The organism is Akkermansia sp. 54_46 (genome assembly GCF_001917295.1).
GTDB classification, from domain to species: domain Bacteria; phylum Verrucomicrobiota; class Verrucomicrobiia; order Verrucomicrobiales; family Akkermansiaceae; genus Akkermansia; species Akkermansia muciniphila.
Window position 1 is genome coordinate 1 of record NZ_MNUD01000027.1, and the last position, 23,269, is coordinate 23,269.

The following is a 23,269-nucleotide window of genomic DNA, read 5'->3' on the forward strand; positions in this document are numbered from 1 at the left end:
CTCCCCCTATGGGGCCGTGACCGGTACGGGCAGCCTCGTCCAGCCCGTCCAGTGGTCCGGCGAGATGCACGACGAAGAACTCGCCCTGGTCTATTACAATTACCGCTATTACAATCCCGCAGACGGAAGGTGGATCAACCGCGATCCCATCGCTGAACAGGCAGGATGGAATTTATATAGTTTTAATAAAAATATAATATATACAACAGATTATTTGGGATTATTATCATTGGGGCGATTTATAACTAAAAGATTGATAGGAAAAATAAAAAAATCTCTTATAACTGATCTTAATGGACCCTATATTCCAGGATATTGGGAAGAAGATGCAGAGAATTCTGGAATAATAGCAATTTGTTTGAAGTGTAAAGGAACGAATAAACCTTTTAAAATTAATTTAGGTAACAACCCTAATCGTATTGGCAATACAACTACTTTATGTAATGGATGGGAAAAAATTGCAACATTTGATGGTTATGATTTATCTTGCAAGTGGAAGGAAGTCGGAGGAAGGAATTCCGATGAAGCACCCCGATATACAGGGAGAGTTCAAAGTAAAACCTATGAGTGTGTAAAATTGTCAGGAACAGGTAGTCTGTGTGGTACTAATTTCCCAGAAGATTGGAGAGCATAGCAATGAAAATCAAAAGAAAGAAATTCTATATTGTCGCAGGAATCGCAGTCTTATGTGCTGCTTTAATATATTGGTTATTGACCATATTTTTACGAGTATACGTAATGAAGTCGCCAGTTATGGAACCATTAGTTCCAACGGGATCAATCGTTATCATGAAACGCATTCACAATATAGATGAATTAAAACGGGGAGATATAGTTCATTGGAATTTTCCTTCTTACACATCCATTCCTAGCAATACAAGTACATTAGGAATAGTAGTTGGTTTTCCCAATGAACATCTAGAGTTAAAACATGGTGATATATGGATTAATGATCAAATAGCTCATATTAGACCTTTCCAATATGTTTATACGAAATCAGAACCAAATGTGTTGGAAGGATATAAAATGAAGCAGAAATATATGAATATGATTATTCCGAAAAAAACATTCTACATCCTCTGTTTAGACAGAAATGCCATGGACAGCAGGGTAGTAGGCCCTATTCCATGGACTAATATAAAGAGTAAAGTAATTGAGCATATAAATCCTTAAATAATTATAAATCATCTATTCTATTTTTCATTTTAGGAATTATCATTTTATTCATTATATCGTCATTATTATTTTAATTAATAAACAAATTTGTGGAATCCTCTGAAACCAGTGGCAACAAGGTCATTGGTTTTGGTTCAAGATAATGCTATCTACTTTTACAGCCATGACTTCATCAAGAATGTGACGGAAGTCTTCGACGCACAGGGAACGATCGCGGCGGCTTACGATTACTCCCCCTATGGAACAGCCACCCGCACCGGAAGACTCGTCCAGCCCGTCCAGTGGTCCGCCTATTACAATTACCGCTTTTACAACCCCAAAGACGGCAGGTGGATCAATCGCGATCCCATTGCTGAACAGGGAGGATGGAATCTTTATGCGTTCGTTAGAAATAATGCAATAGATAAGAGGGATAGGAATGGCTTGGGATTTGACTTGCCTATTCCCCATCCAGAATTTCCTACTTCAACAAGTAATAGCGGTATTGTATGGCCCAATGGTGAATACACTCCACCCGGAATACCTCCTTCTGCACCGCTCACCCCAGATGATTTAGCATCAGAATTTTGCAGATATTCCATACCTGCACCAAAATGCACATGTCAAAATTCATCAAAAGTCCTTGATCCTTATCCAGACAAGGCAAGATCCATATGTATTGATTTTTTAAAGAAATACCAGTTTTCAATAGCAGTCATTTCGACAGCTCTTTGCCTGGTAAATGCTGAAGAACAGTGTCAAGAAATCTCGTGTTGTTCAGAAAGAAACAACTGTAGGTTGAAAGCCCATGTGACTTGTTATGCTAGTCGAGCCTTTATCCCTTTTTTAGGATTTCCGGAAGGAGGCGCTGATATTGGTTGGAATATGTTACTTAATGATTCTCAATGCGATTAATATACAACATAATCCATATCATGTTAATTTGCGGGTTGGCTCCTTGGCTTATTGGAATTGGATATTCCATATGTGTATCTAATTTTCACCATGCTCTCATGTCTGGATTTTCGATGATTATATTTTCATTTCCGGTAACATTTATATTGACTATAACCAGCTGGATAATTTGGCGTGTTTTTTGTGATAAAATAAGTAAATTCTTATCTTGTTTTTCAGGGATGATTATCGGACTTATAATAGGAGCCATGTTAAGCTATATCTTATGCGATGAACATTATTATTTTTTGATATTGTCAGGAATGGTAGGGTTAATGATAGGACATATTGAATTTTATTTATTTAATTATATAATGGATGAATAGTGAAAATATATTAATATAATTATTTAAATTAAGTTTGTTGTGCGAATAAACAAAATATTCTCTTCATTATTTAAAAATAAAAAGAAGAGTTCTTGTTGCTGAAGGATGTAGTTATTAATTACGGCAGAAACGAAATTACTGTAACCGCCCAGTGAACTTCACCAGCAAAGATGGAAACACAGCAATAGAATGCAGCTACGACTACATGGGCAGAAGGCACATGAAAAAAGTGCCCCAAAACGGCACGGTCGCCAGCCACGAACGCTACCTGTACCGGGGCTATTTGCAGATAGCCGCCTTGAACATGCTGGACAACCGTAACGTGCTCCGGACACTGTTGTGGGATCCTCTGGAACCGGTGGCCACCCGCCCCCTGGCCCTCGTGCAGGACGCTTCCCTTTACTGCTACGGCGTGGACTTCAACAAGAATGTGTCGGAGGTCTTCGACGCACAGGGAACGATCGCGGCAGCTTACGATTACTCCCCCTATGGACAGGCGGCTTCCACGGGCAGCCTCGTACAACCCGTCCACCTGTGGGATATCAAAAGCAGCAATGTCGCAGAACTCATGCACACAACGGCTGGAATCCTCATTATCATATTTTTACAGTTAATCAGTCTCCTAGAGTAGCTGGTTGCCGGTGTTTCGATAAACGTACTACAACTACAATTTCGAACAATCCCTATTATCCTGAATATACAGGTGACCTACCAAGGAGGAATTGAAACCATCAAGTAACAAAAATTATGGCAAATTATTTTTCAGGAGAAGAAATCAAAGTTGGAGATCTCATTACTACAGATAACGGACATGACAAAAATAAAGTAATGAAATTAATAGATAACACATATTTAATGCAATCTTATGGTTTAGATTGTTTTGGCGCATTATTATCTAGCAGCAGCGCTAAAGGAATGATCTTTGTATCGTTTAAAGAACTTTCATCTCCAGATACAAAATTTATAAGAAGGAAAACAATTTAAATAAAATTATGAAAACATGAATAATCATTTTAACAGATCTTTCTTTTCTATCAGGAAGCAATTTGTCATTTGCAGAAAAGGAGCAAAAGAACACACGTCAAGAATTTTCTTTTGGAGATGATCATTGTGTGACTAGATTTAATTTTTTTGAAAACTATTCAACTGATTAATACGGAAAAATATACACATTCAGTATTCAATTTCTCAAGACTGGATATGGTTAAATGGAATATTTGATAGCAGAAAGTATAATAACCGAAAATATAAATTATCCTTCTTTCCCGCATGAGTATGAACTCATCATAAATAATTGGGAAAATGTAAAAAATAGTGTGAGGAAATAAAAAATAATGATTATTATAAATCTTCTGCTTTTAAAAATTGTCATGAATGACATGATTGCAATATGCAATGGATTTTTTAAGATATGGGAAAAATAGTTTTAGTCAAAAAATATAATATATTCTACGGATTTTTATTTTCTAATTGATGCAATAGCAAGTCTTTCTTATTCTGTATTAAGAGCTATGATGCCCTGGGACACGCGACCATACGCACGCAGTGGCGGGGAACGGAATCCGTCCACAGCGACAGTTTCAGTTACAAGGCAGAAACAAACTCACCGGAGTTACCCTGAACACCACCCCTACAGTACAGCTACGATAACATCGGCAACCGCAAGACAAACGCAGGAGACAGAGAAAAAATTTATAAATGCCTATTCAATTTTATACATCTTCACGAAATTGTTATGAATTAAGATTTATTGCAACAATATATCGCCATCCGGTATACGACGAAACTTTCGAAATCTAAAAAATCATATTATGTCAAAATATATAATAATTCCTATTATTTTCACATCAACAATAGTTTATGGAGATAATCAAAAATTTAATGAATATGCAATTTTTTGCGAAAAAATGATTGTCACATTGCAGAGCTGCACGGATGAAAAATCCACTTTTTCACACTCTTCCGAATTTCCTATTATTTTATATACTGTTTTAAATGAAAATCCTTTGAAAGATTTTTTTAAATCTCAAAAGGGAGCTTTATATCATATTATGCTATTGGCGGAGATAGAAAGATTGAACCATCACAAATGGTTCAATCTTTCCTCTATGAAAAATCATGTTAATCAAATAAAATCAAAAAATACCTTATGCAACGGCATAGAGGATCCAAGTTCTGCTGTTTCCGCCAAGGAAAAAATTATTAATTACGTAAATAATTTAAATGATAATAAATCAGATATACTCTATTTAATTTCATATTTATTGGATATATACAAAATTAATGATTTGGAATTGTTTATGAAAATCATGTCGATATCAGATTGCGAATTGCTCAAAAAAATAGATATGATAGAAAAAAAGATTGGTTCTTTACAAATTAATCATCTGGAACGGACGACAATCAAACATTTGATAAAAGAAATTCAAAACAAATATAAAATACATGAAAATATTTATAATGAATTAAGAAAAAAATTAAACAGTAACATAGATTGATTCGTATCAAGAAGAATTTGTATATGATAAAATTGCTTCTCCGAGAGAAATCATGCTTGTCTCCAGCAGCCTGAGCTATGATGGCCTGGATGCCGTCCCCTCCTACGGTTACAGCTGCGACAACATCGGTAACCGCAAGACGGCACAGGAATTGGCCTAAGAACTCTCCTACGCAGCCAACCGCACGGCGAGCTTCACCAGCCGAGACGGAGCGACCATCTTGGAATGCGGCTACGACCGCCAGGAACGAAGGTACATGAAGAAAATCACCGTCAACGGGACAGTCGCCAGCCATGGACGAAACTGTACCAGGACTATTTACAGATAGCCGCCTCTTGACTGCCGGATGCCGAACAAATAAAATGAATAAAGAGAACCCTATATTTGTTTTCCCGGTTTATCATAACAAATACCATGCTTGATTTTCTCGTTTTCCTGCTGGATATCCCGTCCCTTCTTGCTGATTTTTCTCCTCGCGCCAAGCATAAGGGAGAATCACCGTACTGGCGTTTCATGGGGCTTTTTTTACTGACTGCAGAACTGGTTATTCTATTTTTATGGGATATTACGGAAAGCCCGCCAGCTCTTGTAGCCTGTATTACTTTGGGCCTCTGGCTGATCGCGCACCTCTCCATCCGCGCCTTCAGGAACGGGAAAAACGTAAACGGCCTCTCCGTCCGTTCCGCTCCGCCATTTTCCTCACAGGCGCCACAAAGAAATGAAGCCCCTACCCCGTATCTCCCTGAAAGGGAATAGCTATATAATTTATTTATTATCAATCATTTTAAAATATATACCCGGATTTTTGTCATACAAATTTCTTCTTTTTGAACGGATGCTCCTGTCCGGGACTCTAACCTGCATCAGCAACAAACCGGGCGGCGGGAGGTAGAGAGACCGCCGCCCATTATGGGGAGTTCTGAGTTTCATAGGTAATATAGTTGGATAAAAAACCCGCACGGGGGAAACCCTGTGCGGGTTTATTCATCCCCCCTCCCGGAATGCCGGAAAACAGGGCCGGAACAGGCCGCAGAAAATCATGGCTGAACCAAATTAAGGCTTGAGAGTTGAAGGCATCTCGCTAATCTGGCTTCAGCAAGAATCATCTGTTATCATGGTCACCACGAACGAACCGAATATTTACGAAACGGGAGTACTGGACTCCAATGCGGAAGGCAATTTTGTCTATACCACCCTGGACGCCGCCATCAACTGGATTCGTAAAAATTCCCTTTGGCCCATGCCGATGGGTCTTTCCTGCTGCGCCATTGAGTTCATGGCCGTGGCCTGTTCCCGGTATGACCTTTCCCGCTTCGGCTCGGAAGTGACACGTTTTTCCCCCCGCCAGGCGGACGTGATGATTGTAGCCGGCACCGTCACTTATAAAATGGCCCTGGCCGTCCGCCGCATCTGGGACCAGATGCCGGAACCCAAGTGGTGCATCGCCATGGGCGCGTGCGCTTCCACCGGCGGCATGTTCCGCTCCTATTCCGTACTCCAAGGCGTGGACAAGATTCTTCCCGTGGACGTTTACATTTCCGGTTGCCCGCCCCGTCCGGAGGCTATTCTGGAAGCCCTGCTCACCCTGCGCAAGAAGCTGGATACCCAGCAGCCCGCACGCACTTTCTTCAAGAAGGAAGAACCTCGCGAAGCCAACGCTCCCGTCCCGGTCAACACGGAAATGCCCCTTGAATAAGTTTTTTCAAACGTTTCTTCCGTTCACTTTTACCATTTTTTCTCCATGCTTTCTCTAGAATCACAGATTAAAACCGCCGCAGACAACGCCCAAAACCGCTTTGGGAAAGACATCATCACGGACCGCTACGAATTCCGCGGAGATATTACGCTGACCGTCGCGCGCCAAGCCGTGGCGGATGTTGTCCGCTGGCTGCGGGATTCCGCCGGGTTTGATATGCTGGTTAACCTTTCTTCCGTGGACAATATGGGGGAAAGCCCCCGCTTTGAAGTCAACTACACGCTGACACAGTCGGAAACGGGAGCGAACCTGAGCCTCAAGACGAAGGTGGACGATGGCGAAGAAGTGCCCAGCGTCACAGAAATTTTCCAGTCCGCCAACTGGCACGAACGTGAAGCATGGGACCTGATGGGCATCAAGTTCTCAGGTCATCCTGATTTGCGCCGCATTTTGATGTGGGAAGGTTATCCTTATTTCCCTCTGCGAAAGGATTTCCCTGTTCAAGGCGTACCTACTGAACTGCCGGGCGTCGCCTTTACGGAGGCGGCTCCCACCCAGGGAGCGCCGTTCGCTACGGAACAAGGCCGCTGCCCCAGTGCCTGCCGCGAACCCCGGTCCCATAAATTCTAGCCCATTTTCCAGCCCCGCAAGGCGGGGTCCCACCCATGACCCGACTCATCCTGCCCATATGCATCATCAGCCTGCTCAGCGGCTGCCAGGACGCCAACCCGGCAGAGCGGGAATGGAAGGAGCAGTTATATAAAAACCTGGCAATCGTGGGGGCCAGGAACTGGATTGTCATCGCGGAATCCTCCTTTCCCGCCTACACGGGAACCGGCATCAGAACCATGGTTTCCGACAAGACGTCGGACGAAGTACTCCTGGATGTGCTGAATATGCTGGAAGAGGAAGCCCACGTGGTGCCCCGCATCATGATCAGCTCGGAGCTGCGCAGCGTTACGGAGGACTATGCTCCCGGCATTAAGCGCTACCGCAACAATATCAATAAAATGCTTCCTGGGCGCCAGCATTTTGAACTGATGAGCCGTACGATCAATTCCCTGATCGAAGACGCGGCCAGGCAATTCAACGTTCTGGTCATTAAAACCAAGACATCCCTGCCTTACTCCAATATTTATATTGAACTGGATTCCGGGTACTGGAATTCGGAATCGGAAACGGTACTCCGCAAGTCTCTGGAAGCCAAGGACGCCGCCAACCGCCGCGCGGCCCAGGACAGAGTGCTGGACGTGCCCCTGGTTCCGGGAGCCACGCCTGCGCCACAGGGCAACAAGGAAAATCCGCCAATGCCGGGAGCTCCCGCCTCCCCCGCAGACAACCTGCCGGAGCTCCCGCGGGAAAACCGCCAACCGGCTTCCCCCTCTGGAGACAAGGCCCCCGGCGTGCCTCCGCCTCCCATCAGGGATCCTCTGGGAAGGAAAACCGCCATTGCCAGATTTTCATGAACCATCATATGGACAAGGCTACAGAAGAACGCCTCCGCGCGGAGGCATGGGTAGGGGACGCCATTCTGGCGTTGTACGTCAGGGAATGGATTCTGGCGGAGGAAGGAGCGATCAACGGCAAGCTTTTCGTAGAATTCACCAGCAATGATTTTCTGCGCCGCACCGGCAACGCCACAGGCGTAGAAGCGGAGATAGGCCGCACGTTCAAAGCGGGCGGCCTGGAAGCAGCTTATGCATGGATTGAACACCATTTGAGGCCCCGCATGGAGGAACGCTGGCACACCCTGCGCAGAAAGGTCCTCCGGTAAACTGCCGCCGCCATGCCCGCCGCCGGAACACCCCTGCCCTGGGACCGTGGCAACGGCCCTTGCGTGATGGCCCCGCCCCATTTGAGGGGCTGGGCGGAAGAGGCCGCCGCCTTTCTTTCCCGCCGGGGCATGGATGGAATCACGGCTTTCGCTACCTCCGGCTCTTCCGGTTCGCCTCCCAAAGCCATTTTATTCACCCGCCGCGCCCTGGACATATGCGCGCGCGGGGCATTGGAACATCTGCATGCGGAAAGCGGGGACTGGTGCTGCCCGCTTCCTCTCTGGCATGTGGGGGGCGCCATGATTTATCTGCGCGCGGCCCTGGCCGGAACCGCCGTCCATACGCTCCGCGGTAAGTGGTGCCCGCAGGCCTATGCCGACCTGATGAGAAGCTCAGGAGCCAGATGGTCCTCCCTGGTTCCCACGCAGGTAGTGGATCTGGTCCGCCTCGGCCTCCGCGCGCCTTCCACCGCCGGGTGCATTATCGTAGGCGGCGGCGCGCTGGACGCGGAGACGGGACGGAAAGCACGCACCCTTGGCTGGCCCATAGTGCAGAGCTACGGCATGACGGAAGCCGGCTCCCAATTAGCCACAGCCTTTCCCGGAGATTCCTTTCATACGGACCGCCTTTCCCTTCTGCCCCATTGGGAAGTTCAGACGGACAAAGGCGGCCTCCTGCGCTTCCAGGGGGAAGGCAAATTGTCCGGCCGCCTGCTGACGCAGACGCATGGAGGATTCCTTCTGGAAAGAGTCGCTCCGCAGGAGTGGTGGGGCACCCGCGACCTGGTGCGCCTGGAAGGGCGTCTGCTGACCTTTCTGCGCCGGGCGGACAGACTTGTCAAAGTCTTGGGGGAACTGGTGGATCCGGATGCCGTCCAGGACGTTTTGCGCCGCAGCGTCCCGGAGGCTGTCGTGGAGGCAGTTCCACATCCGCGCGCCGGAATGGAACTGGTCGCCTGCGGTCCTTCCGCTTCCCCTCTGGAGCAAGCCTGCCGCGAGTGGAATGCGTCGGCCCCAGGCCCCCAGCGCATCCGCGCCGTCATGGAAACGCCCATCCCCCTCACGGTCATGGGAAAGCTGGACAGAAACCGGCTGCGCTCCCAGTTGAGCGATCATCCGGAAAAGTTGAAGGGAATTTACTAAAAGGTAATCTTCCGGGGATATTCATCAAAAGAATCCGGACCTGATGGAATGAAGAAATACGGCGGGGTTGAAATCCCCAATCCCTTGCCCACTTCATTCATCCCGTCTCCCAGGAAGCCATTTTCCTCTGCCTTGCGGGCTTCCGCACGCGTCTTCGGAACCACCCGGTCCCACTCCATTTTTTTTCTTTAAAAAAAGAACGTGACATGACCAATAATTAAACATTCAGACACGTGAAAAACGCTTGTAGGGCAGAGGTTTTTCTTGCTAGAAAAGAGTTGACCCATGCGAGCCCGTCTTTTGCTTATTCCCTTTATTTTTTCCGTTCCGGCTTATGGCCAGGACATTTCGTCCGACGCAGCGGCAAATCCTCCCGGGCAGGTGAAATACGCTCCGGTCCGGGATCTCTCCCAACTGCCTATGGACGGCGGCTGGACGTACGGGGAAGTGCTGGACAAAGCCGCGGCTGGAGACTTCCGGGCCAATATGCTGGCCGGGGAATACTGGATGGGGCTTTATTACCTGAACCGTGGAGACCTGCCGCTGGCCTGCCTGGAACATATGCAGCATTTTTTCCGTGATGCGGCCACGGCATCCGGCCATCCGGCACCCAAGCTCATGATGACGGATCCTTACGGGATTTTCGGGATTTTCAAGGCGCAACCCATGCAACCGGAACATGCGGAATGGCTGGCTGCCTGCCGCAAGCTTGCGGAAAAGGGAGACATGGATGCCGTTACGGCCCTGTACACCGTCACGGATCTTCCGGAAGCCGAGTTGAGACGCTACCTGGCCCCCCTGGAAAAGAAGGCCGCTTCCGGCGACCAGGATGCGCTGGCCCAGCTCGCTTTCATCAAAGTGGATTGGCTGAAGGAAAATCCCGCCAACGTTATCGAGACCCTGAAGCAATACCGGAAAAACGCCAAACCGGTTCTTCTGGCGCGGATAGGGGAACTGGCCCTTGCCTTGGACGGCAAGGACGGCAGGGGATGGAGGGATACGGCCATTCAATCCCTTTCCCGGGCTGCGGAAAAGGGGCACGCGGGGGCCATGCGGCTTCTGGCGGAATTGACGAAGGGGGCCGCACCGGCACAGGCCGGAAAGCTTTTGGCGGAACTGCGCTCCAGAGGGGATCTGGAAACTCTGCTGGCGGACCTCTCCGCCGGCATGAAGGAAAAAACAGGGGGAGGGAAAAGCTCCCTCCTCCAGCCTTTGTTCGAGCAGGCCAGGAAACTGGGCAGCAATAACGCCTGTGCCTGGTACGCCCAGTTAATTTCCGAAGCGCAGCCCCCGCAGGAACAGGAGCTGCGCAAGGCGGCCCTTGATCTGCTGTCCCTTCATGACGAACGGGGCATGCCATACCTGAAGGAACCTCTTTCCTTCCCCCAGAAAAAACTCAACCAGCTTCCCCCCTACGCCAAGACACATAAGGAGCTTGAGCTGGCCTCTCAGCTTGGGGACACAGATTCCAGCGTACAGTTGGGCGAGCTGTGGAAGGAGGAACTGGCCAATACACTGGATTCCGTAGGGAAGGCCCATGAAGCGCGGGAAAATATGCGCGTATGGTACAGGCAGGCGGCGGAGGAAGGCCACCCCCTGGCCAGGCTGCGCCTGGCCCAAATGGAAAACCCGGACTTAATGGACAAACCGTCCGCAGAACCTGCCAGAACGCTGCTGAACGATTGCCTGGCAAAAGCCGCCGCAGGAGATTTCATCACGCTGAAAGGCATTTCCGAATACGTCACGCCGGAACAATGGGAACAGCTGACCGCCACCCTCCGTAAAAAAGCTCAGGGGGGGAACGCCCGCAGCCAGGCGGATCTGGCATACCTGATGTTATTCAGTTACAGGAGCGAAGAATCCGGCTACCCGGAAGCCCTGGCCTGGGCTCGGCTTTCCGCCGGACAGGGAGATCCCTGCGGCATGTACGTGCTCGGCCGCGCCCTCATTTATGAATTCGGCCTGGAAAAACGCATGGCCGAGGGGGATTCCTGGATGTTCCGGGGAGCCTTGAAAGGACATGTGGACGCGGCGGACATGTGGAGTTCCAACAATGAGAACCTGCAGCCTTACAGCGCCATGATGCACGGTCTGGCGGCACGGGGACATATCCCCTCCCTGCTTTTCCTGGCCAACCAGGCGGCCTATCCCCAGAATACGGGGGAAGCAGCGGCCCTGGACAACGGATTCACTTCCGCCTGCCAGCAGGTCAAGCTAACCCTGAACGGAGAGGACGCCAACACTCCGCCGTGGCTCCGGAAACCGGAACAGAAGGGTAAGGGGGAAGATATTCCGGCGGATGCCGGAACCGTTCCTCCCTGGATGACCCCGTCCGGCAGGGAACGCCAGGCCCCGGCCCCGAAAACCATCAATCCGGAAGCCGTGAAGTTCTGGGAACAGGCTGTGGAACTCGGCAGCCTGACGGCACTGGACGAGCTGGCCAATTATTATGAAACCGTGGCAGGGAATGTGCAGGAGCCTGCGGAACGGCAGCAGCTTCTGGCCTCTGCCATGACGGCAGCCACCGCCCTGGTGAAAAAGGAGGACGTACGCGGTTTCAAGAGGCTGGCCCGCTATTACGAGCAGGGCATCGGCGTGCAGCCGAACAGGGAACTGTACAAGGATTATGTACTGAAAGCCGCGGAAACCAGGGATCCGGAAGCTCTGGTGGAGAAGGCGCGCCTGCTCATCAAGGGAGAGGATCTGGAGCCGGACCCGAAAATGGCGCTGGATATTCTGACCGATCTGGAAGAGAACCAGACGCATGCGGTACCCGGCATGCATTTCCTGCTCGGCTACTTGCATGAAGAAGGCCTCGGCACCCCACAGGATATGGCCCTGGCCTATCAGTTTTACATCAAGGGGGCGGAACAGGACGACGCCAAGTGCATGAACAACCTGGGTTCCATGTATGAACGCGGAACTGGCGTAGCCAAGAACCTGGCCGAAGCCCAAAAGTGGTATGAACGGGCGGCGGAGCTGGGGAATGAAGACGCTCTTGCCAATGTGGAACGGGTAAGGGAAAAACTCAACACGAAGAAGAAATAGGCTCCTTTCCCGTTCCGGAAATGCCACGGAATGGCGGTGGAACACAAATTTTAGCGCAGGTTTCTGCAGACGGCAGAAAATAATGCGTGCGAAGCGGACGCGATTTTTTAAAGCGCCCCTGCCTGTTTCAAAGGAAGCAATGCTTTTGTAATTCGAGTATCTTGTACAAACAGCCGCCCGTCCGGTTGCGGTATGGGCACGCGGCGCTCCCCAGCCGGTCATGCCCCGCCGGATCGTATAGATTTCTCAAAAAACGGAAGCAGGAACGGAATTTTTTTCAGAAAGGACGTACCTAAGTTATTCCCGAGTCACTTTCAACCGCAGAAACCGGCGTTCCATCCCGCTTTCCCGTACGGGTTCCGCATCCCAAAATTCGGCAGCCGTCTTTCCGGCGGTTTCCACTTCTCCCAGGGAAATCCAGTCGACCAGGTCCGTGGAGGCTTCCACTTCATGCTTCACATCCGTTGCCTGCGGATTTACAGGCCAGCGCAGCACCAGATGCATGCATCCGTCCTCCCCCTCTTCCAGCGTTACTTTCGTAACGCTCCCGCAGGGTTTCAACGGATCCTGTCCTGTGGCGTATTTCATCAGGTTGGGGATACCGTCCCCGGCAGGAACGGCATCCGCAGCCGTCCGGTCCGCGGCAGCATCCGGAGGGAAGGAGTCCTGCACCCACTTGTCGTAGCCCGTCAATTCGGCGCCATCCTGCGTTATGATGACAGAGCATTCCTGTTTGTCGGAAGAACGGAAGATTACCGTCCCGAACCGTCCGTCAGCGGATTTGTTTTCCGCCGCCGTCAAAATGACTGTAGTCCGGCCGATTCCCGAAACGGCGGAGGCGGAAATCCAGTCCGGACAATCTGCGACCACCCAGCCCAGAGCCTTCTCTTCCGACTGCACTTCCACCGCCACGGCACCGCCCCCGGCCGGGACGGTTTCCCCCGCAGAAGAAAGGGCAAAGGGGGCCGGAGTATCCGGATAAGCGGTGGAGGAAACATAACGGTTGGCGGCCCGAAGCAGGCAGCATTCGTCAAAGTAGTTGTTCTTCCCAGAGGAATCCGCCACATCCATTCCCAAATCCCAGTACATGAACCCAGCCACTTTCTGTTCACTGATGTAGCGGGCCTTTTTCCTGACCGTATCCACACCATTGAAGTGCAGCGTCTTAACCTTGCCTCCGCCATAATTGAAGCTGGCGGAATCCAGAGAAGGATCCTCCCGAACTCCGGCGCAGGCTGAGACAATGTCCCGGTAAGCCCGAATATCGGCGCCCTGCCCCGCGCCCGGAGTCCCCTGGAACGGAGCGCTGAGCATGATCTTGGAGTCCGGATAGCCCCATGAACGGTATGTTCTGCATGCGGAAACCATGCTGCTATATCCGTTTACATCAATCTGGGGGCCATAATTCTGGAACGTGAAATAATCCACATAACGCATGCAGGCCGCCGGGAATTTGTAATAGTAGGTATGCAGGGAAATGGTAAAAAACATATCCGGGGAAGCCGCCCGGATTGCCCTGGCCAATTCTCCGTAATTATTCCAGGCGGCCGTATCGTTCTGGTCAATCCATTCGAAGTCCAGATCCAGTCCGTCCAATTGATGCTTGCGTACCACTTCCGCCACATTTTCGGCAAAAGCCTCACGGGCATTTGCATCAGACAGCATGGCGGACCAGTTCCCGCCGGAGACACCCAGCCGTATCCGCATTCCGGAAACGCCTTCAGTCAGCCTGCGGAGGATACGGACATGTTCCACCCAGGAAGCTGTATCATGGCCAAATTGGTCACTTGTCCCCCAGCGGCCCACCAACAACCTGTCTCCCCAGCTGTGCTGGACAGCCGCCCCCAGGCGGGCCGCCGCACGGGCCTCATGCCACACGCGCATTTCCTCAATTCTGCCATCCAAATTCCTTCCTATGACGGCATTGGCAGTTCCCTCCATTTCCCCCGCATCCGCGGCGGCCGTGCTTACGGCCTCCCCGTCCACATAAAAGGACGCCGTATCCGCAGAAGAATTCCTGACGAAGGCCAGCCAGAAATACCTGCCGGCTTCCACAGGCGGCAAATCCGCCTCCCAGGCTTTATCCGGGCCTGCCTGGGTACGGACCCTGTAATGGTCTTCCTTCCATTCCAGCCTCATGGAAACGTTATCATTTTCAAACAGCACCGCCTCCTGTCCGTCTCCGTCCAAAGCCATGCGGACTTCCACGGTAAACGCTCCGGAACTGCCGCCGCCCAGCAAACCTCCGCCCACGTTCATGTAAGCCCCTTCCCCGGAGAAGTCCAGGACATTGGAACATTCCCCGTCAGACGGCAGCAGAACCACACCGGAGCTTTCCGTCACGTCATTGTCCGGATATTGAAAATTGAGAGAACCGTCCGCGGCCGGCGTAACGGAATTGATGTAGATCAAATCGGAATTATTGATGAGATGGGCGCGCGCCGGCCAGTCATAAATAACATGCACATTCCTCACATACGCCGTCACCAGCATGTAACGGAACGTTTCATTATCCGTGACAATGGAAAATTCAGTCCCTTCAGGGGCAACCGCCTGGTAAGGGCGCACAAAGGCGCTCCCTGTCTTTTCCGCAAATTCCGTCCACTTGGCATCACGGAAATCCCCATCCAGACGCCAGCAGCCCACCAGCCTCCCATACCTGGGATGGGACAGGGGCAACGGTCCGTTCAAGAAAAAGTCGTCTTCCTCCCCGCCCAGAGCCGCATTCCAGAAACGCAGTTCATCCAGAGCACCCTTGAACCCCGCCTCCAGCACAATCCCTTTCCAGCCTGATTTCATGGCCTGCAGGTAAGGCGACCGCGGCGAGGAAACGGCCAGGCCTCCGTCCACATACAGACTGATAACCTCCTCCCCGACGGAGACGGCTACATGGTGCCATTCCCCCGCAGCCAATTCCTTCCCGGCAGCTTTCACGGAAGCGACGGAATCCCCATCCGGAACAGACAGAGCCAGACAACCGTGTTCCAGGGAAACAGACGCATTTCCCAAAGAAATGATTTTTCCCGTGACGGCATCATCATTGGGCCTGACCCAGAATTCACAGGTTAACTGGCCTTCAGCCGCCCATGTGGAAGAAGGAACGGGGAGCGCAAGAGAAGAAGGAAGAAAAATGAGCGCCTTATTGTGCAAGACGCTGACAGGCCGGGGATCCGGAACTTCCGGAGCCGGGGAATCGTCCGTACTGACGGTAACGGCATTCAGTTCCATGCGGCCGGAAGCGCTGCTGTCCGCCTCCTTGGTCACATCAAACACCAGCCTGCCCTGTTCATCCGCACAGGCCCTCCACTCCACAGCCAGATAAGCGTCCTGTTCCGATGAATTGGAAAGACCGGAAAATTGATTCCCGGAAAGGCTCCCCATGGAACTTTGAAGCCCCCGCACATCCACCAGAGTTCCGCTGACCAGCGTCATGGATTCATAAGCAGGCGCATTGTGCCCGCAAAAGAAAGATACCGTATATTCCTTGCCCGCCTGGAATCCGGAGAAGGAAAGCCTGGCCGCGGCGGAGGCGGACGGCATCCCGTTGGCGCTCAGACGCATGCTGGTATTGAAAGCTTCGCAGCCATTGGGGAATTCAAAAGAAGAAGGCGCGTCAGCGTTCGTACCGTTGTGCCTGTGCTTCCCCCCTTCATACCAGGTATACCGGGTATTGGGTTCCGCCAGCGTATAAGAACCTCCAGAACTGCATCTGGCGGAGACGGTCAGGGAAACCAGCCTTCCGAACAGGCTTCCCACTGCCACGGACGACGAAGAAGAAGCCGTACCATTCCTGATTAACGGAACGGCAACAAATGTATTGGCGCCTCCCGATGCCGTTGCTGGCATGGTTACATTGGTCCATCCCTCCTGCGCCGTTCCGGAACCATTACCCAGGTCTATGCCGAAGCCGGACGTCTCCGTCGCCTGCAGGACACAGACGCCTCCCGCAAAAAACGCTGTCAGCAAATGGGCTGCCCTCTTGAAAAACACCTTAACCATAAATACCGTCCGCCATTTTATCCGTCCCTGTCCATCAAACCAGAAAAAACTGCGTGGAAAACGGATAAAAAAGAGGGGATGAACCATCCCCTCTTCGCACAAAACCGGCTTGGACACAGCCTGTCCGGTCAATCACCTGTATGACCGTCATCAGTTTCTGCGGCGGCGCAGAAGAAGGGCGCCCAGGCCAAGAAGTCCCAGAGAGGCCGTAGCCGGTTCCGGTACTGCTTCCCCGGAAATAAGAATGTTGCTGATCTCACACCCCATGCCGCCGGCATTGGCCACACGGGTATTATTGAATATCAAGCCAAAAGAAGAATAATCCGTATCAGGGTCCAACTGCAGGTCGAAAGAGACATCAACAGGCTCATTCTGGGTAAGAGAAGCTTTGGCATTTTGCAAAGACCATGTTCCTATGACCGTGGATGTTCCCTCGGCCGTGAATCCATACACATTGCAGGTATAATCGCAGTTGAAATTGGCGGCTCCCCAAGCAGAGGTGTAAGTAATCGTAAAAGACATCTTGGCAGACTCCACTCCTGAAGGCATGTCAAATTTGAGACCGGCAAAATTTCCCTTGCCGACATCGGCTACTCCGCCGAGTTGAAGACCAAGGGAACCATCGTTTAACGACACCTGGCCCGACAAAGCGCTTTTCGTTATAGTTCCATGCCAGACATCGGTTTCATAACCAAAGATATCCTGGGGTGTTATTCCGTCAAGGGATACGGTGTTCTGAGCCCCGCCCCCGGTTGGAGAAAGCTCCAAAGAAAATGAGGCAGCATTTGATAGAGAAGACAATGCCAAGGCGGCTAAAAGACAAAGTGTTTTTCTCATGACAAAAAAATCCGTACCGGATTTAGAATCCGGTGTCAACATAAAAGAATCAAAAATGCAGATAAATGAATCTGTTACCATGTTTTTTCCTCCAGTTCCGAACGGGAAAGAAAACGAATTGTCCCCTTCGCCCATTATGGAAACACAGAATGGAAGAAAAACGGCTCTTCTCTCCATAAAAATAATTTTTAGATTAATTATTAACGCATTACATACATGATGAACTGAAATGCCAATGACCGGATTATTTTTTGTACCGAAAATTTTTCATCCTTTGCATTCGCAATGCGGATTCTAAATCCGCCTAAAAAAAGGATAGTATTTTATATACAAAAAGGCGCAGGCATTTTGGACGCCTGCGCCTTTTCCTTTCCCTCAAGGAGGAAAACCGCATCAATAATTCAGGATGCCTTCCGCGACCTTGCGTTCGAAGTCAGCAACATCCACCACCTGCCCGCTCAGCCGGGCGTGTTCCGTGGCAAAGGCCATCACATGGGAATGGGCGGATTCCTCAATGGAAGTGGTCATATCCTCCGGAGAGGGCACCGTCAGCATGTCATCATACAGAGCCTCAATCAATCCCCAGTCGCCGCCGCCGTGCCCCTGGTAGCCTCCGGCCAGTTCCTCCAGCTCCACCACACGGGTTTTTCCGCCAAAGTGGGGCGTCACGGTTATTTCACCGGGGCCGTTTTCCTTGTAGAAGACTCCGGCGCGGATTTTGCCTTTGGTGCCATACACTTCAATGTGGCGCCCCTGTTCGAAAGCCGTCATCGTGAACGTGCCCGTCAAGCCTCCCTCAAAGCGCATGATGGAAACCTGATGGTCCGGCTGGTCATTGTCGCACTGGAGGTAGTCCCTGCCCCACGGGGAGGTTTTCAGCCATTCGCAGATTTCCTCCGCGGTAGCTTCCTGCGCCCGGTCATACACCATGCCCAGCCAGCGTTTGCATTCGTCGTCCGTGGTGTATTTGCGGGCGTCCCAGGGGTCTTCCCCCACCGGGGTGGTCCACTCCGTGCAGCGTTCCGGCCGGGGTGAGGAGAGCGTCTTTTTCGTAAAGAAGGTAAGCTCCCCGAAACTGGCGACGGAGAGGCATTTACGCCGGCCCATGAGCCAGTAAAGGATGTCCATGTCATGGCAGCATTTGGCTACGATCATGGGAGTGGAGGTCTTGCTGTTGCCCCAGTGTCCGCGCACGAAGGAGTGGGCGAAGTGCCACGCCCCCACGCCTTCATTGGCGTTGAAGGTGATGACGTCCCCGATTTCCCCACTGTCGATGATTTTTTTCAGGGTCCGGTAAAACTGGGTGTAGCGCAGCACGTGGCACACGGCCACGCGGCGCTTCAGCGCACGGGCCATATCCCTAAGTTCCAGCGCTTCTTTCAGCGTCTTGGCAATGGGTTTTTCCAGCAGGACATGATAGCCCAGCTCCATGGCCTTCCTGCATGGAGCGTAATGGTAGTCGTCCTGTGTGCCGATGATGGCCACGTCCGCCAGGCGCGGCTCCGCCAGCAGGGAGGCGGCATCCTTGAACAGGCGGACGGAATCCCGTTCCTCCTCCGGGGCAAAGTCGCGAACGGCTTCCGTGCGCTGTTTGACGGGATCCGCCGCGGCGGCAATGCGGTAGCGGTTTTTTTGTTCCATGGCCAGCTTCATGTAAGTGCGCGTACGGGAACCGCAACCGACGCCGGCGAGAGAGAGTCTCTTTTGTTCAGACATAAGGATTGTTCAGATAATGTGGGTAAAGAGGTTAAAGAACGCCGGATTTGACCAGCAGCGCTTCCGCGTCCGGATCACGGCCCATGAAGTCGCGGTAGAGTTCCGCGGCGGGCTTGCTGTTGCCCTTGCTGAGGATGCAGCGGCGGAAATCGCGCCCGGTTTGCGGGTTCAGCACTCCTTCCTTCAGGAAGCGGCTGAAAGCGTCCGCTTCCAGCACCTCCGCCCATTTGTAGGAGTAGTAGCCGGAGGCATAGCCCGTGGGATCCGCGAAGATGTGCGTCAGGCGGCGCGCCACGGAAGGGCCGCGGTCCGTCATCGGCACCCGGTAGTCCGCCAGGATGCGTTCATCCGTTTCTTCCAGCGGAACGCCCTTGTACTGCGGCCAGTTGACGTGAAGCTCCAAATCCAGCTTGCCGAAGCAGAGCTGGCGCATGAAATCCGTGCCGCTCATATAATTGCGGGCGGAGCGCATTTTGGAGAACAGTTCGTCCGGTATTTTTTCACCCGTTTCATAGTGGGCGGCGAAGAGGTCCACGGATTCCCTCTCCCAACACCAGTTTTCATTAATCTGGGAGGGAAGTTCCACAAAATCCCAGGCCACGTTGGTTCCCGCCAGGGACTTCACTTCCACGTCGGAAAGGAGCTGGTGCAGCAGATGGCCGAATTCATGGAAAATGGTCTCCACCTCCCGGTGGGACAGCAGCGCGGGCTTGTCCCCCACGGGCTTGGTCATGTTTCCGACCATGAGACCCAGATGGGGCGCGCGGGGTTTGCCGCCGTGCGGCGGTTCCCCTACGCTCAGGCAGTTCATCCATGCCCCGGCGCGCTTGGAGTCCCGCGGATGCCAGTCCGCGTAAAAGGAACCCAGGTGCTCCCCGCTTTCCGCATCATGCAATTCATAGAACAGGACGTCCGGATGCCATACCTCCACCGCGCCTTCCGGCGCTTCCCCGGATTCACCGGGTTTGAACGCCACCGTAGGGCGCGGCGTCACCGTAATGCCGTACAGGCCGGAGTAGATGGAAAAGAGTCCTTCCATGACTTTTTCCACGGAGTAATACGGGCGCAGGTCTTCCTCGTCAAAAGCGTACAGTTCGCGGCGGCGTTTTTCAGACCAGTAGCCGGTTTCCCACGGGGAAAGTTTTTCCACGGGTTTTCCGGTTTTTTCCTCCTTGTATCTGCGGACGGCTTCCATGTCCTTCAGGAAAGAGGGCTTTACCTTGTCATGCAGGTCATTGATGAATTTCAGGGCGTTGGCCCCGCTCCCGGCCATGCGGCGGGAGGTGGCGTAATCCGCAAAGCAGCCGTACCCCAGCAAATGGGCTTTCCTGTCCCTCAGTTCCAGGATTTCAGCGATGAGGGCTTCATTATCGTATTCCCCCCCTTTTCCGATGGAACAGGAGCCCTCCCACATGCGGCGGCGCAGACTGTCCGAGTCCGCAAACTGCATGACAGGCTGGAGGGAGGTGAATTTCTGGGTGAAGCGCCAGCGGGGCTCTTCTTCCGTGCCGTAGCCGTTGGCCAGGGCGTCCAGGCGGGCGGCCTCCTTCACGGAATCCGGCAGCCCGGAGAGTTCCGCCTCATCTTCCACAATGAGTTCCCAGGCGTTGGTGGAGTCCAGCACGTTTTCCGCGAATTTCTTGGTCTTCAGGGAGAGCTGGGCTTCTATTTCCGCGTATTCCGGCTTCACGTCGTCCGGCAGGTCCGCCCCGCTCTCACGGAAGTCTGCCAGCGTTTCCTGGATGAAACGCTGCCTGACGGGGGAAAGGTCTTCCACCCAGTCACAGGAGGCCGCGGCTTTCAGCACCGTCCACAGGCGCGGGTTCAGAGGCACGGAGGAGGAGAAGGTCACCACTTCCGGCAGCATTTCCCCGATGGCCTCCCGCTGGGCGGGTTCGTCATTGACGGAGTCCAGGTGCATGATGCGGCCCCAGCCCAGGTGCAGGTCCTCGGAAGCCTTTTCCAGAGCGCCGAAGGTGCTTTCATAAGTCAGGGAATCCAGCGGCTGGTCGCAGATGGCCCGGATATTCTCTTTGGCTCGGGAGATGGCTTCCGTGATGTCCGGCTTGATGGCCTCCGGCGTAAGCCGGGACCAGGAAACCAGAAAAGCGGGGTCTAGATAGGGATGGTTCATATTGCTTGATGTATGATGTTATTGAAAATGAAAACGGCCGCGTTCCGGCATTTGCCGCAACAGCCATGAAAAAATAAAACTTACCATGTTTCAGAGACATCCGGCGGAACGGCCGCGGCCTGCTGGGCATCTTGATGAATGCGGCGGGGACGGAATCCGCCCTTCCGGGCACGGCTTCACGCCCCTTTTTTATCACCGCAGGCTTATTTTTCAAGATGAACAAGCTTCCTGCCCCGGGATTGGACGTCATGTTCCAGCGCGATGCGGGGAAATGCCGTTTCCAGTCCAAAACCGGGCGCCAGAACCGCTTCCACCGCTTCCACCGCTTCCACCGCTTCCACCGCTTCCACCGCTTATTCCGAATTATTTTCCGGAAGAACGGGCCTTGTCCAGGGTCTCCAGCACTCCGGCATGGTTCGGGAAGCGTTTCAGCGCCTGTTCGCACATATCCGCGCATTCCCGGAATTTCCCGGCTTTCAGGTAGGCGCGGGCCAGAACCCATTCCGCGGGGTATGGCATTACGGGAGGCAGGAGCAGGGAGGAAAAACGCTGGCTCCGTATGGCCTCGGACATCCAGACATTGGCGGAATCCGGAAACATGAGGGAGCGGATTTCAGAAGAATACAGGCTGCCCGTCTGGAGGCAGCGCGCCCAGTAGGAAACGCTCATCTGCCTCCGGGCGGCGTCCGCGCCGTCCATCAGCAGCCGCAGAATGCCGGACATCTTGTCAAAGGCGGACGCCACGGCATCCGTTCTGCCCTGCCTTGCGGCGTAACATGCGCCCATGTATTGGGTGGCCACGGCGGTCATGCCGTTGCTCAAATCCGGAAATCCCTTGGGAAGAGGCCCCGGAAAAGCCTTGAGCACAAGGGCCTGCCGGGGAATGACAGGCCGGGCCAGCATCAGGCGCGCAGGCAGCGTCCTGGCCTCCCATAGCTGAAGCAGGGTTCCGGGAGCCAGCGGATGCTTTTTGTCCAAGGGAACGGAAGCGGCTCTGGAGGCAATGGCCTCCGCCTTTTTGTAATGGCCGGCGCAGAATTCGGAAACGGCACGGTAAAGGATGGAGCGGAAGTAGGCGTCATCCAGCGCGGGAGGCACGTTTTCCGCCTTTTCCCAGGCCAGGCACAGATTTTCAGACTCCTTGAAAGCGGCGGAAGCCCCTTCATAATCACCTGTGCGGAACAGGCAATGGCCCAGCAAATGATGAGCGGACGCGGAAAAGGGGTTGGCGGCCACGGCCCTGCGGGCGATTTCCACCGTTTCCGGAGAAATGGATGGAGCCACTTCCTCCAGCAGGGCGCGCATGAACAGGGCGGCCTGGGAACCGGGGCGTTCCTTCAGGACGGCTTCCACCACGCGGACGGCTTCCTTCTGCCCTTCTCCGGGGTTGCCCTGCCCGTCAAAGCCGTCCCGCAGGAGCATGGCGTAAAAGAGGGGGGCGTACGGGTCGCGCTTCCAGGTGGAACAGATGGTTTCCCACGCTTCCTGCGCCTTCACGGGGCCATCCATCAGCAGCACGGCCAGGGCATCCGCATAAGCGCGTTCCTGTTCCGGGCAGTCCGGACGGAGCGCCAGCTCTTTCATGCGCTTCATGGAATGGACGCGCTGTTCCTGGAAAGCGGGTCCCGCGCCCATCAGGCTCATGCACCTGCCCCAATGGGCCATGAGGCAGTCCGGGTCCAGACGGAGAGCGGCGTCAAATTTAAGGAAAGCCCGCATGTCCCCGAACGTGAGCAGATGCGTCATTCCCTCCAGCACCAGCATTTGCGCGGCGGGAGATGAGGAACCCACCATCATCGGCTCCACTCCGGGCGGCAGCACGGCAGGCTGAGCCGGAACGCCGGCGCGGAAGACGGCTTCCCGCCAGCCGTTCAGGGACGGGCTGTTCATCCAGTACCCGTGTGCCCCGTCCGCGGCGGCGGAAGAACACCCCGCCACGGCGGCGGCCAGCAGGACATGGAAGAAAGAGGCGGCCATACGGAAGAAACG

The 23,269-nt window shown here is 52.9% G+C and carries 19 protein-coding genes; 12 read left to right on the forward strand and 7 right to left on the reverse strand.

From position 1 onward, the window contains the following. The 3 genes from BHW66_RS04670 to BHW66_RS04680 all read left to right on the forward strand — a co-directional run. Positions 1–634 (forward strand): RHS repeat-associated core domain-containing protein (locus BHW66_RS04670; RefSeq protein WP_286688935.1); only part of this gene is annotated, 634 nt, incomplete at its 5' end. 2 nt (positions 635–636) lie between these two features. Beyond that, entirely contained in the window at positions 637–1,173 is a 537-nt protein-coding gene (lepB, locus tag BHW66_RS04675; protein WP_046437351.1) for a signal peptidase I, read from the forward strand. A gap of 90 nt (positions 1,174–1,263) precedes the next feature. After that, positions 1,264–2,070, forward strand: a complete 807-nt coding sequence (locus BHW66_RS04680; protein WP_286688936.1) for an RHS repeat-associated core domain-containing protein — start codon at positions 1,264–1,266, stop codon at positions 2,068–2,070. A gap of 85 nt (positions 2,071–2,155) precedes the next feature. Here BHW66_RS04680 and BHW66_RS04685 read toward each other — a convergent pair whose 3' ends face one another. Next, on the reverse strand, positions 2,156–2,320 hold the full coding sequence (locus BHW66_RS04685; RefSeq protein WP_153816447.1) for a hypothetical protein: 165 nt from the start codon (positions 2,318–2,320) through the stop codon (positions 2,156–2,158). A gap of 266 nt (positions 2,321–2,586) precedes the next feature. On the opposite strand from BHW66_RS04685, the gene BHW66_RS04690 reads away from it, so the two are divergent. The 9 genes from BHW66_RS04690 (at position 2,587) to BHW66_RS04730 (ending at position 12,594) form a co-directional block, all read left to right on the forward strand. Beyond that, the gene (locus BHW66_RS04690; protein WP_128153567.1) at positions 2,587–3,066 is read left to right on the forward strand and encodes a hypothetical protein; all 480 of its coding nucleotides are present in this window, start codon (positions 2,587–2,589) and stop codon (positions 3,064–3,066) included. 116 nt (positions 3,067–3,182) lie between these two features. After that, complete coding sequence (locus BHW66_RS04695) at positions 3,183–3,419, forward strand: hypothetical protein (RefSeq protein WP_128153568.1); 237 nt, start codon at positions 3,183–3,185, stop codon at positions 3,417–3,419. A gap of 827 nt (positions 3,420–4,246) precedes the next feature. Then, positions 4,247–4,933, forward strand: a complete 687-nt coding sequence (locus BHW66_RS04700) for a hypothetical protein (RefSeq protein WP_102734203.1) — start codon at positions 4,247–4,249, stop codon at positions 4,931–4,933. A gap of 1,114 nt (positions 4,934–6,047) precedes the next feature. After that, positions 6,048–6,629, forward strand: a complete 582-nt coding sequence (nuoB, locus tag BHW66_RS04705) for an NADH-quinone oxidoreductase subunit NuoB (protein WP_012421178.1) — start codon at positions 6,048–6,050, stop codon at positions 6,627–6,629. Positions 6,630–6,674: 45 nt separating this feature from the next. Then, the gene (locus BHW66_RS04710; RefSeq protein ID WP_012421179.1) at positions 6,675–7,259 is read left to right on the forward strand and encodes an NADH-quinone oxidoreductase subunit C; all 585 of its coding nucleotides are present in this window, start codon (positions 6,675–6,677) and stop codon (positions 7,257–7,259) included. A 35-nt stretch (positions 7,260–7,294) separates the two neighbouring features. Continuing rightward, the gene (locus BHW66_RS04715) at positions 7,295–8,095 is read left to right on the forward strand and encodes a hypothetical protein (protein ID WP_012421180.1); all 801 of its coding nucleotides are present in this window, start codon (positions 7,295–7,297) and stop codon (positions 8,093–8,095) included. After that, the gene (locus tag BHW66_RS04720; RefSeq protein ID WP_022196822.1) at positions 8,092–8,403 is read left to right on the forward strand and encodes a hypothetical protein; all 312 of its coding nucleotides are present in this window, start codon (positions 8,092–8,094) and stop codon (positions 8,401–8,403) included. Before BHW66_RS04715 ends, BHW66_RS04720 begins: the two co-directional genes overlap by 4 nt. A gap of 12 nt (positions 8,404–8,415) precedes the next feature. Next, positions 8,416–9,546: an AMP-binding protein gene (locus tag BHW66_RS04725; protein WP_253822303.1), complete on the forward strand. Its 1,131-nt coding sequence runs from the start codon at positions 8,416–8,418 to the stop codon at positions 9,544–9,546. Positions 9,547–9,831: 285 nt separating this feature from the next. Further along, positions 9,832–12,594 carry an SEL1-like repeat protein gene (locus BHW66_RS04730; RefSeq protein WP_102759002.1) on the forward strand — a complete coding sequence of 921 codons (2,763 nt, stop codon included), beginning with the start codon at positions 9,832–9,834 and terminating at the stop codon, positions 12,592–12,594. 297 nt (positions 12,595–12,891) lie between these two features. Here BHW66_RS04730 and BHW66_RS04735 read toward each other — a convergent pair whose 3' ends face one another. From BHW66_RS04735 to BHW66_RS04760, 6 genes are all read right to left on the reverse strand, one after another. Next, positions 12,892–16,593, reverse strand: a complete 3,702-nt coding sequence (locus BHW66_RS04735) for a LamG-like jellyroll fold domain-containing protein (RefSeq protein WP_180975890.1) — start codon at positions 16,591–16,593, stop codon at positions 12,892–12,894. 150 nt (positions 16,594–16,743) lie between these two features. Then, positions 16,744–17,565 carry a PEP-CTERM sorting domain-containing protein gene (locus BHW66_RS04740; RefSeq protein ID WP_180974734.1) on the reverse strand — a complete coding sequence of 274 codons (822 nt, stop codon included), beginning with the start codon at positions 17,563–17,565 and terminating at the stop codon, positions 16,744–16,746. Between the two features lie 258 nt (positions 17,566–17,823). After that, complete coding sequence (locus BHW66_RS04745; protein WP_286688937.1) at positions 17,824–19,146, reverse strand: Gfo/Idh/MocA family oxidoreductase; 1,323 nt, start codon at positions 19,144–19,146, stop codon at positions 17,824–17,826. Between the two features lie 31 nt (positions 19,147–19,177). Beyond that, the gene (locus BHW66_RS04750; RefSeq protein WP_102758851.1) at positions 19,178–21,280 is read right to left on the reverse strand and encodes a M3 family metallopeptidase; all 2,103 of its coding nucleotides are present in this window, start codon (positions 21,278–21,280) and stop codon (positions 19,178–19,180) included. A gap of 203 nt (positions 21,281–21,483) precedes the next feature. Next, the gene (locus tag BHW66_RS04755) at positions 21,484–21,630 is read right to left on the reverse strand and encodes a hypothetical protein (protein WP_286688938.1); all 147 of its coding nucleotides are present in this window, start codon (positions 21,628–21,630) and stop codon (positions 21,484–21,486) included. A gap of 13 nt (positions 21,631–21,643) precedes the next feature. Continuing rightward, positions 21,644–23,257: a tetratricopeptide repeat protein gene (locus BHW66_RS04760; RefSeq protein WP_102758853.1), complete on the reverse strand. Its 1,614-nt coding sequence runs from the start codon at positions 23,255–23,257 to the stop codon at positions 21,644–21,646. Positions 23,258–23,269 lie beyond the last annotated feature (12 nt).

What these genes read in the sequence shown, in the direction of transcription:
- BHW66_RS04725 (WP_253822303.1), top strand. Translation starts at nt 8,416, where the DNA reads ATGCCCGCCGCCGGAACACCCCTGCCCTGGGACCGTGGCAACGGCCCT.
- BHW66_RS04745 (WP_286688937.1), bottom strand. Translation starts at nt 19,146, where the DNA reads ATGTCTGAACAAAAGAGACTCTCTCTCGCCGGCGTCGGTTGCGGTTCC.
- BHW66_RS04700 (WP_102734203.1), top strand. Translation starts at nt 4,247, where the DNA reads ATGTCAAAATATATAATAATTCCTATTATTTTCACATCAACAATAGTT.
- BHW66_RS04735 (WP_180975890.1), bottom strand. Translation starts at nt 16,593, where the DNA reads ATGGTTAAGGTGTTTTTCAAGAGGGCAGCCCATTTGCTGACAGCGTTT.
- BHW66_RS04685 (WP_153816447.1), bottom strand. Translation starts at nt 2,320, where the DNA reads ATGGCTCCTATTATAAGTCCGATAATCATCCCTGAAAAACAAGATAAG.
- BHW66_RS04760 (WP_102758853.1), bottom strand. Translation starts at nt 23,257, where the DNA reads ATGGCCGCCTCTTTCTTCCATGTCCTGCTGGCCGCCGCCGTGGCGGGG.
- BHW66_RS04695 (WP_128153568.1), top strand. Translation starts at nt 3,183, where the DNA reads ATGGCAAATTATTTTTCAGGAGAAGAAATCAAAGTTGGAGATCTCATT.
- BHW66_RS04720 (WP_022196822.1), top strand. Translation starts at nt 8,092, where the DNA reads ATGAACCATCATATGGACAAGGCTACAGAAGAACGCCTCCGCGCGGAG.
- BHW66_RS04730 (WP_102759002.1), top strand. Translation starts at nt 9,832, where the DNA reads ATGCGAGCCCGTCTTTTGCTTATTCCCTTTATTTTTTCCGTTCCGGCT.
- BHW66_RS04740 (WP_180974734.1), bottom strand. Translation starts at nt 17,565, where the DNA reads ATGGGCGAAGGGGACAATTCGTTTTCTTTCCCGTTCGGAACTGGAGGA.
- lepB (WP_046437351.1), top strand. Translation starts at nt 637, where the DNA reads ATGAAAATCAAAAGAAAGAAATTCTATATTGTCGCAGGAATCGCAGTC.
- BHW66_RS04715 (WP_012421180.1), top strand. Translation starts at nt 7,295, where the DNA reads ATGACCCGACTCATCCTGCCCATATGCATCATCAGCCTGCTCAGCGGC.
- BHW66_RS04710 (WP_012421179.1), top strand. Translation starts at nt 6,675, where the DNA reads ATGCTTTCTCTAGAATCACAGATTAAAACCGCCGCAGACAACGCCCAA.
- nuoB (WP_012421178.1), top strand. Translation starts at nt 6,048, where the DNA reads ATGGTCACCACGAACGAACCGAATATTTACGAAACGGGAGTACTGGAC.
- BHW66_RS04750 (WP_102758851.1), bottom strand. Translation starts at nt 21,280, where the DNA reads ATGAACCATCCCTATCTAGACCCCGCTTTTCTGGTTTCCTGGTCCCGG.